The sequence below is a fragment of the Variovorax sp. P1_H12_2 genome, assembly GCF_056405335.1.
In genome coordinates this window covers 1-8,583 of the sequence record NZ_JBFUCI010000281.1, presented here as the reverse complement: position 1 = coordinate 8,583, position 8,583 = coordinate 1, and the positions used below count along the sequence as shown (strand labels likewise).

Below are 8,583 nucleotides of genomic sequence, written 5' to 3'. Positions count from 1 at the left end.
GGCGGTGCACACGCGCTTCGTCGAGGCCCACCTGGGCGATCTGCTCGCCGCCGCCGCGCACATCGACGCGACGGTCGCGAAGACGGCGCGGCCTGCGGCCGCCCCTCGCGAGGCGGCAGCATTGCCGCAGGACGAGGAAGACGGCCTCGTGGTGAAGGCGCCGATGCCCGCCAGGCTGGTGCAGTTCGAGGTCGATGTGGGCGACGTGGTGCCGGCGGGCGCACAGCTCGGTGTGCTCGAAGCCATGAAGATGGAGCATCTGCTGCATGCGCCCACGGCCGGCCGCGTCGTCGCGCTGCTGGCGGCGGCGGGCGACTACCTGGTCGAAGGCCAGTCGCTGGTCAGGCTCGAAGAGATGGACGGGCAGGCGGTCGAAGCCGAGGCGCATGCCGAGCGCCATCTCGACGAGATCCGACCCGACCTGCAGAAAGTGATCGACCGCCATGCGCCGACCCTCGATGCCAACCGCGCCGCTGCGGTGGCCAAGCGCCACGCGCAGGGCGGCCGTACCGCGCGCGCCAACATCGCCGATCTTTGCGACTCGGCCGACGACCCGGGCAACTTCACCGAGTACGGCGCGCTCGCGATCGCCGCCCAGACCCGTCGCCGCACGCTCGAGGACCTGATCGCCAACACGCCGGCCGACGGCATGGTGACCGGCATCGGCAGCATCAACGCGAAGCAGTTCGGGCCCGAGAAGTCGCGCTGCGTGGTCATGTCCTACGACTACACCGTGCTGGCGGGTACGCAGGGCATGCGCAACCACCACAAGACCGACCGCATGCTCGGCATCGCGCACCAGCTGCAACTGCCGGTGGTGCTGTTCGCCGAAGGCGGCGGCGGGCGGCCCGGCGACACCGACATGCCGATCGTCGCGGGCCTGAACAACCACACCTTCAGCCAGTTCGCCGCGCTGTCGGGCAAGGTGCCGGTGGTGGGCATCGTGCACGGCCGCTGCTTCGCGGGCAACGCCGCGCTGCTCGGCTGTGCCGACGTGATCATCGCCACCGAGGCGAGCAACATCGGCATGAGCGGCCCGGCCATGATCGAGGGCGGCGGCCTCGGCACCTTCGCGCCCGAGCAGATCGGGCCCAGCAGCGTGCAGTCGCGCAATGGCGTGATCGACATCCTGGTCAAGGACGAGGCCCATGCGGTCGCCGCGGCGAAACAGTACCTTTCGTACTTCCAGGGGCCGACGAGCGATTGGCAATGCGCCGACCCGCGCGCGCTGCGGCAGGCGATCCCCGAGAACCGGCTGCGCGTCTACGACGTGCGCGCCGCGATGCGCGGCGTCGCCGACACCGGCTCGATGCTCGAGCTGCGCGCCGGTTTCGGCGCCGGCATCGTCACGGCGCTGGCGCGCATCGAGGGCAAGCCGGTCGGCTTGCTGGCGAACAACCCGCACCACCTCGGCGGCGCGATCGACGTCGAGGCCGCCGACAAGGCCGCGCGCTTCATGCAGCTGTGTAATGCGCACGGCCTCCCGCTGGTGGCGCTGTGCGACACGCCGGGCTTCATGGTCGGCCCCGAGATCGAGGCGCAGGCGCAGGTGCGCCACGTCTGCCGCATGTTCATGGTGGCCTCGCACCTGCGCGTGCCGTACTTCGCGGTGGTGCTGCGCAAGGGCTACGGCCTGGGCGCGCAGGCCATGACCGCCGGCGGCTTCGACGCCCCGGTGTTCACGGTCGCCTGGCCCACCGGCGAATTCGGTGCGATGGGGCTTGAAGGCGCCGTGCGGCTCGGCTTCCGCAAGGAACTCGAAGCGGCGGCGGTGGGCGCCGAGCGCGATGCGCTGTTCAAGAAGCTGGTCGCACAGCAGTACGCGAACGGCGAGGCGATCCACATGGCGCAGACGCTCGAGATCGACGCGGTCATCGATCCGGCCGACACCCGCGCCTGGCTGGTGCGTGGGCTCGCCTCCGCGTCCGCGGTGCGGCCGTCGGCCACGGCCTACGTCGACACCTGGTGAAAGCCGGACCCGGTTTTTCGTAGACTGTGCGCTTCGCATGAAGCCGCTTTCTCGATGCCTGCCGACGCTGCTGCTGGGCGCCCTGCTGATCGGTGCCCAGGTGCCGGCGCGACCGGCCGATGCCGGCGTGGTGGTGGCCTTTGGCGATTCGATCACCGAGGGCGCGGGGGTCGTCGAGGAGCAAGGGCGCCCGGTCCGCTACCCCGAGCGGCTGGCCGCCAGGCTGCGCGCGAAGCCCGGCGGCGCCGCACCCGTCGCGGTGATCAATGCCGGCATCTCGGGCAACCGCCTGCTGGCCGACGGGGTCGGACCCAAGGGCATCGCCCGGTTCGAGCGCGATGTGCTGGCGCAGCGCGGCGTGACCCATGTCGTGATCCTGCTCGGCATCAACGACATCGGCTTCAGCATGCCGGAAGGCGCCACCGGGCCGATCCGCGGCCAGCCCGCTGCGGATCAGATCGCCGCCGGCCTTCAGTACTTGATCGAGCAGGCGCGCGCGCGCGGGGTCAAGACGCTGCTGGGCACGCTGCCGCCCTTCAAGGGCTCGGCGTACTGGAGCAAAGAGAAAGAATCACGTCGGCAAGCCGTGAACCGCTGGATCCGCGGCCGCCAGGACATCGGCGGGGTGGTGGATTTCGACGCGGCGCTGCGCGACCCCTCCGATCCGCAGGCATTGAATCCGGTCAACGACAGCGGCGACCATCTCCATCCGGGAAATGCGGGCTATGCGGCGATGGCCAACGCGATCGATCTTCGGCTGCTGCTGAAATAGACCTCGGTGCCAGCAGCCAGGCGCTTCATTGGAAGAGCTTGAAGACCAGGGGCATGAGCAGGGCGGCCAGCACGACCTGCATGCCCAGTGCGAGCCCCGCATAGGCGCCGGCATCGGCGTCGACATGCAGCGCGCGGGCGGCGCCGATGCCGTGCGCCGCGGTGCCGAGCCCGAAGCCGCGCGCGGCGAAGCCCGTGGCGTCGGTGCCGATGCGCAGCGCATCGAAGAGGTACTTGGCGGACAGCGCGCCGATCATGCCGGTCAGCACGGCGAACACCGCCGACAGGGCGGGAATGCCGCCGATCTTCTCGGAGATGCCCATGGCGACGGGCGCCGTCACCGACTTGGGCGCGAGCGACAGCACGACGTCGTGCGGCAGGCCCACGGCCCAGCCGAGCGCGACCGCCGAACCGGCGGCGGCAGCGCCGCCGAGCAGCGCGGCGAGCAGCAGGCGGCCGAAGCGCGCCCGCAGTTCGGCGCGCCGCTGCCACAGCGGCCAGGCCAGCGCCACCACGGCCGGTCCGAGCAGGAAATGGATGAATTGGGCGCCGGCGAAATAGGTCGGGTAGTCGACGCGCGTGGCGAGCAGGCCGCCGGCGAGCACGACGACCGACCACAGCACCGGGTTCGCCCAGGGCGCGCCGCCGGCCCTCGTGTAGGCCGCGTTCGCCAGCAGGTAGACGACCAACGTGGCCGTGAGCCCGAACAGCGGGGTGGCCGAGAGGTAGATCCACAGTTCGACGAAGCGCGGCATGCGAGTAGAGCCTTTTCAGGCCCCTAGAGCGGATGGTTCTTCCGGTCGGGCCAGAAGAGCACCAGGGCCGTGACCGCGAGGCCGATCCAGGTCGACAGCGCAATCACCAGCAGCATGCGCCCGCCGTACTGGCCGAGCAGCGCGAGGTGCGTCATGACGCCGACGCCGACCGGCACGAACAGCAGCGAAAGATGCGCCAGCAGGAAGCTGGCGCATTCGGACACCGGCTCGCGCACGGCGGCGAAACGCAGCCCCGCGAGCATCAGCATCATCCCGAGCACCGGGCCCGGCAGCGGCAGCGACAGGCCGCGCGAGAGCAGTTCGCCGACCGACTGGAATACCAGCAGCCAGGCCATTCCGCGCAGGCCGTTCATCGAGGGTGGCGCTTACTGGCTCGGCAGGCGCCGGATCGTGTCGACGTCGACCTGGGGCGAGGTCATGAAGTCCTTTTCGACTTCGCCGAGGAGCTCGACGCGGGTCTTCTCGTCGATGGTTTCGCGCGGGAAGATCTTGTCGTCGATCTCGACACGGATGGTGCCGGTGCCGTCGCTGAACTCGTACTTCTCATGGCCCACCTTCTTGAGCAGCACGCCTTGCAGCAGGACCTGCTGGTCGTCCTTGCCGGTCTTCAGCACAGTGGCCACCGTGGTCAGCTGCGTGCCCGAGGGGCCCACGTACTGGGCCATGGCGATGCCGGCAGTGCCGACGGCCAGCAGCGCGAGAAGGTAGTGTTTCCAGGTCCGCATGAGATGTCCTTTTTTTTGTCGATCGTGCGAGTCGCCATCACTGTACGACACGACGAATGCGGTTCGTGCCTTCAACGGAACACGACGGTGCGGTGCCCGTTCAGGAGCACCCGGTGCTCGCTGTGCCACTTCACGGCCCGCGCCAGCACCTGGCTCTCGGTATCGCGGCCGCGGGCCGTGAGGTCCTCGACCGTGTCGGTGTGGTCGGCGCGCTCCACGTCCTGCTCGATGATCGGGCCTTCGTCGAGGTCGGCGGTCACGTAGTGGGCGGTGGCGCCGATCAGCTTCACGCCGCGGTCGTGCGCCTGGTAGTAGGGCTTGGCGCCCTTGAAGCTCGGCAGGAACGAGTGGTGGATGTTGATGGCGCGGCCGGCCAGCTTGCCGCACAGGTCGTTGCTGAGGATCTGCATGTAGCGCGCCAGCACCACCAGTTCGGCGCCTTCGGCCTCGATGATCTCCAGTTGCTTCGCTTCGCCCTGCGCCTTGTTCGCGGCGGTCACCGGAATGTGGTGGAAGGGGACGTTGTAGCTCGCGGCCAGCTGGTAGAACTCGCGGTGGTTCGAGATGATGGCGCGCACGTCGATCGCCAGCAGACCGCTCTTCCAGCGGAACAGCAGGTCGTTGAGGCAGTGGCCTTCCTTGCTGACCAGGATCACGGTCTTCATCGGTTCGGCGGCGGCGTGCAGCTTCCAGCGCATGCCGAATTCGGCCGCGAGGGTGGCGATCTGCTCGCGCAACTGGGCTTCACCCTGCTCGCAGGCGAAGCGCACGCGCATGAAGAACAGGCCGGTGTGGTGGTCGTTGTACTGCGCCGCTTCTTCGATGTTGCCGCCGCGCTCGAGCAGGAAGCCGGAGACGGCGTGGACGATGCCGGTGCGATCGGGGCAGGAGAGGGTGAGGATGTACGCGGGGTTCATAAGGCCCGCCATTGTCGCAGGGCCCGCCGGCGCGGCCGCCTGGTGCCAAAATGCCCACTTCCCCGCCGCCAGACCCAACCTCGCAGGAGTGACTTCATGGCCTTCAACGACGACTTCAGCATGGACAACCAGTGGTTGCCCTTCACCCCCAACCGTTCGTTCAAGAAGGATCCACGGGTCTTCGTGGCGGCCGACGGGATGGAATTCACCACCCACGACGGCCGCAAGGTGATCGACGGCATCTCCTCGCTGTGGTGCGTGGGCGCAGGCCACAACCGCAAGCCGATCAACGAGGCGATCAAGAAGCAGCTCGACACGCTCGACTACGCGACCGCGTTCCAGGTCAGCAACGACCGCGCTTTCAAGGCGGCCGAGACGATCGCCGCGATGGCGCCGGGCGACCTCAACAAGGTGCTGTTTTGCAACTCGGGCAGCGAAGCGGCCGACACCTCGATGAAGGTCGCGCTGGCCTACCACCGCGCCCGGGGCGAGGGGCACCGCAACGTCTTCATCGGCCGCGAGAAGGGCTACCACGGGGTCGGTTTCGGCGGCATGTCGGTCGGCGGCATTCCGGGCAACCGCAAGGTGTTCGGCTCGGCTTTCCTGCCGCGCGTGGACCACATGCGATTCATCCACGACCCGGTGAATCACGCCTACATCCACAACCAGGAGCCGGTCTGGGCCGAGGATCCGCTGGCCGAGCTCGAGCAGCGCATCCTGCCGCTGCACGACCCGAGCAACGTGGCGGCCATCATCGTGGAGCCGGTCGCGGGCTCGGCCGGCTGGTATCTGCCGCCCAAGGGCTACCTGCAGAAGCTGCGCGAGATCTGCGACAAGCACGGCATCCTGCTGATCTTCGACGAGGTCATCACGGGCTTCGGACGCATGGGCACCAATTTCGCGTCGGACTTCTACAGCGTCGTGCCCGACATGCTGAATTTCGCCAAATGCGTGACCAACGGCGTGATTCCGCTCGGCGGCGTGATCTGCCGCGACAAGCTCTACGACGAGATGATGAAGACCTCGGCGCCCGAGCACGTGGTGGAGTTCTTCCATGGCTACACCTATTCGGGCCACCCGGTGGCCTGCGCGGCCGCCCTCGCGACGCTGGAGCTGTTCGAGAAGGAGCAGCTGTTCGCGCGCGCCGGCGAAATGGGCAAGGTGCTGGGCGATGCCTTCCACAGCGCGTTCAAGGGCCTGCCCAACGTGGTGGGTATTCGAAGCCTGGGCCTGGCCGCGGCGGTCGAGTTGGCGCCGATCGCCGGCGCGCCGGGCAAGCGCGCCTACGACATCTTCCTGGACTGCTATCACAAGGGCGCGCTGGTGCGGCCCGCGGGTGACGTGCTGGTGATTGCGCCGCCCTACATCGTCGAGAAGTCGCACATCGACACGCTGGTCAACACGCTGGCGGATTCGATCAGGAAGAACGCTTGACGCCGGCGCAGTAGTCCTTCCCGGGCAGCGCGGGGGTCARCCAGACGGCGTCGAAGGCGCCGGGGCCCATGTCGGAATCCCCCGCCTGCATCTTCACCGCCTTGACCGAGACGTCGGTCGGCAGGTGCTGGGGAACGCCGAGCAACTTGTTGCTGTGGCCGGCGCCGCTCACCAGCAGCACCGTCTTGCCCGGCACCTTCGCCTTGATCACGGCCTGCGCCATGGCGCGGTCGCGGGCGATCTGGATCCGGGTCATCGGCACGATCTGCGACTCGGGCAGAAGATTGCAGTGGCCGCTGCGCACGGCCTCCTGCTGGGCGGTGCGCGCACCGTCCGACAGCTGGGCATCGAGCGACACGTCGGCCATCGCATCCTTCATGTGGGCGCGCCGCAGGTTGGCGCCGATCACGGGCACGCCAGCGCGCACCGCGGCCATCACCACCGGACCGTAGGCGGTCCAGGGCCAACCCTTGTCGTTCCAGCTCAGCGCGGCCTGCACTTGCATTTCGGTTGCATCGGCCGGCAACTGGTTTGTGCTGCTGCCTTCTTCGACCATCTCCAGTGCAACGACGGCCAATCGGCCGCTTTGCACCAGGGCCTCGACGGTTTCACGCTCGATCTGCTGGTGTTCCGCGGCATCGTGCTGTTCGCCCAGCAACAGGGCGTCGGCCGGCATCTGCGCCGCCACGCGGCGGGCGACCGGTTCTCCGGTGCCGGTGGTGGGGCGGGGCGTCGTGCAGGCCGCCAGCAAGGCGGCGCCGAGGACCAGCGCCACACGAGCCGGATGACGAAGAGAAGAGGAGGGTGCGAGGGGGCGTCGAAGCGTCATCCCGCGATGCTACTGGCCGCCGGTATCCTTCAGTGCACCAGGACCGGAGTGTGCGCCAACTCGGCGTAGCCTTCGAGCGTGTCCTCGACCTCTTCCTGGGTCGGGGTGTTGAGTTGCCAGGCGGCGATCTGCTGCTGGAACAGTTCCGCCCAGGAGCCGTCGAGGTAGACCTCCTTGCCGGAGCGCTTGTCGACGATCTCGAAGCCATGGCGCGCCAGCACCGGCAGGTGGGGCGCCGCGGGCACCTCGCCTTCGGTCGGCTGCACGTGCACGACGACGAAGGAGTCGGAGTCGTAGAGCATTTGCATGGCGGGTCCTGTCAGGATGTCGATGGCATTCATGATGCTTAGATAGCAATCAACGCGCCAGTTTCAATATCCATCGTTGTTTTGTAGGCGGGCGCCTTTTTCTGCCTGTTTTTCAGGGATTGGAGGCGCGCAATGGCACCTGGTTTCGCATCTGCAGGTCGATGAAGTCGCCGTTGGTCTGGGTTTGCTTGATGCGCACCGGCAGCCAGCCCAGCGCCGGGGCCAGCCACAGCTCGATCCTGTCGTCGAAGGGCTTGCGTGGGTTGCGCGTGAGCTTGCGGGTCTGGAAATCGCCGGCGGGCACGCTGAGCGCCTCCTCGCCTTCGACGTTGAAGGTCCAGATCTCGGCGTCCCGCGGTCCGACCGTTTGCACCGCGATCACGGCACCGGGCGGGTAGCGTGCCGAATCGCCGGCCAGCAGGCCGCCGAGCTGCAGCACCACGCTGAGCCGGTCCTGCGCACCGGCCAGGAGCATCTCGCTCGGTACGTTGCTGCTGAACACGACCAGCCCCTTGTCGCGGTCGAAAAGGGAGGTGACTTCGGCCTTGCGCCTGTCGGAGAAGCGCAGGGGTTCGATGCCGGTCGGACCGATGCTTCCGGTGCTGCGCTGGCTGCGCAGGGTCTTGAAGAGGAAGGTCCACGACAGCGTCGCGTCGTAGTGGCTGCCGTCCTGCAGCCAGACGAGCTCGCCGAACACGCCCTGCAGGGGCTGCGCCCCCTGCTGGGCGGTGGCCGCGAACGCCAGCCGGACCGAGCCCGAAATCTGCAGCGCCACCGGGCCGGCGATGGTGCCGGCCGTCTCGCCGCCGCCTGCTCCGCCTCCACCGGATGCCCCGGATGCACCGGATGTGGGC

Annotated in this window: 10 protein-coding genes; 3 read left to right on the top strand and 7 right to left on the bottom strand. The window is 68.4% G+C overall.

Going from position 1 to position 8,583, the window contains the following annotated elements:
* On the top strand, positions 1-1,969 hold a 1,969-nt coding region (locus AC1D2K_RS23770; protein ID WP_478091458.1), incomplete at its 5' end, for a carboxyl transferase domain-containing protein.
* Positions 1,970-2,006: 37 nt separating this feature from the next.
* Positions 2,007-2,741, top strand: a complete 735-nt coding sequence (locus AC1D2K_RS23765) for an SGNH/GDSL hydrolase family protein (protein ID WP_478091457.1) — start codon at positions 2,007-2,009, stop codon at positions 2,739-2,741.
* A gap of 25 nt (positions 2,742-2,766) precedes the next feature.
* On the opposite strand, the gene AC1D2K_RS23760 is transcribed toward AC1D2K_RS23765, so the two are convergent.
* The 4 genes from AC1D2K_RS23760 to purU form a co-directional block, all read right to left on the bottom strand.
* Positions 2,767-3,495 (bottom strand): LrgB family protein, encoded by a 729-nt coding sequence (locus AC1D2K_RS23760; RefSeq protein ID WP_478091455.1) that lies wholly within the window; start codon positions 3,493-3,495, stop codon positions 2,767-2,769.
* Positions 3,496-3,518: 23 nt separating this feature from the next.
* Positions 3,519-3,869 carry a CidA/LrgA family protein gene (locus AC1D2K_RS23755; RefSeq protein WP_478091453.1) on the bottom strand — a complete coding sequence of 117 codons (351 nt, stop codon included), beginning with the start codon at positions 3,867-3,869 and terminating at the stop codon, positions 3,519-3,521.
* A gap of 12 nt (positions 3,870-3,881) precedes the next feature.
* Positions 3,882-4,241, bottom strand: coding sequence for a YgiW/YdeI family stress tolerance OB fold protein (locus AC1D2K_RS23750; protein WP_478091452.1), 360 nt, complete (start codon positions 4,239-4,241; stop codon positions 3,882-3,884).
* 71 nt (positions 4,242-4,312) lie between these two features.
* A complete protein-coding gene (purU, locus tag AC1D2K_RS23745) occupies positions 4,313-5,158 on the bottom strand; it encodes a formyltetrahydrofolate deformylase (RefSeq protein ID WP_478091450.1) in 846 nt (281 codons plus the stop codon).
* A 96-nt stretch (positions 5,159-5,254) separates the two neighbouring features.
* Here purU and aptA point away from each other — a divergent pair, with 96 nt between their 5' ends.
* Positions 5,255-6,592 (top strand): omega-aminotransferase AptA, encoded by a 1,338-nt coding sequence (gene aptA, locus AC1D2K_RS23740; RefSeq protein WP_478091448.1) that lies wholly within the window; start codon positions 5,255-5,257, stop codon positions 6,590-6,592.
* Here the strand turns inward: aptA and AC1D2K_RS23735 are convergent.
* The 3 genes from AC1D2K_RS23735 to AC1D2K_RS23725 all read right to left on the bottom strand — a co-directional run.
* The gene (locus AC1D2K_RS23735; RefSeq protein ID WP_478091446.1) at positions 6,576-7,421 is read right to left on the bottom strand and encodes a ChaN family lipoprotein; all 846 of its coding nucleotides are present in this window, start codon (positions 7,419-7,421) and stop codon (positions 6,576-6,578) included. The two genes, aptA and AC1D2K_RS23735, sit on opposite strands and share 17 nt — an antisense overlap.
* A 29-nt stretch (positions 7,422-7,450) precedes the next feature.
* On the bottom strand, positions 7,451-7,729 hold the full coding sequence (locus AC1D2K_RS23730) for a BTH_I0359 family protein (protein WP_478091445.1): 279 nt from the start codon (positions 7,727-7,729) through the stop codon (positions 7,451-7,453).
* Between the two features lie 112 nt (positions 7,730-7,841).
* Positions 7,842-8,583 (bottom strand): DUF3108 domain-containing protein (locus AC1D2K_RS23725; protein WP_478091444.1); only part of this gene is annotated, 742 nt, incomplete at its 5' end.

Bases quoted from the DNA above. Each gene is read 5' to 3' on its own strand.
- AC1D2K_RS23765 (WP_478091457.1), top strand. From the start codon at position 2,007: ATGAAGCCGCTTTCTCGATGCCTGCCGACGCTGCTGCTGGGCGCCCTG.
- AC1D2K_RS23760 (WP_478091455.1), bottom strand. From the start codon at position 3,495: ATGCCGCGCTTCGTCGAACTGTGGATCTACCTCTCGGCCACCCCGCTG.
- AC1D2K_RS23755 (WP_478091453.1), bottom strand. From the start codon at position 3,869: ATGAACGGCCTGCGCGGAATGGCCTGGCTGCTGGTATTCCAGTCGGTC.
- AC1D2K_RS23750 (WP_478091452.1), bottom strand. From the start codon at position 4,241: ATGCGGACCTGGAAACACTACCTTCTCGCGCTGCTGGCCGTCGGCACT.
- purU (WP_478091450.1), bottom strand. From the start codon at position 5,158: ATGAACCCCGCGTACATCCTCACCCTCTCCTGCCCCGATCGCACCGGC.
- aptA (WP_478091448.1), top strand. From the start codon at position 5,255: ATGGCCTTCAACGACGACTTCAGCATGGACAACCAGTGGTTGCCCTTC.
- AC1D2K_RS23730 (WP_478091445.1), bottom strand. From the start codon at position 7,729: ATGCAAATGCTCTACGACTCCGACTCCTTCGTCGTCGTGCACGTGCAG.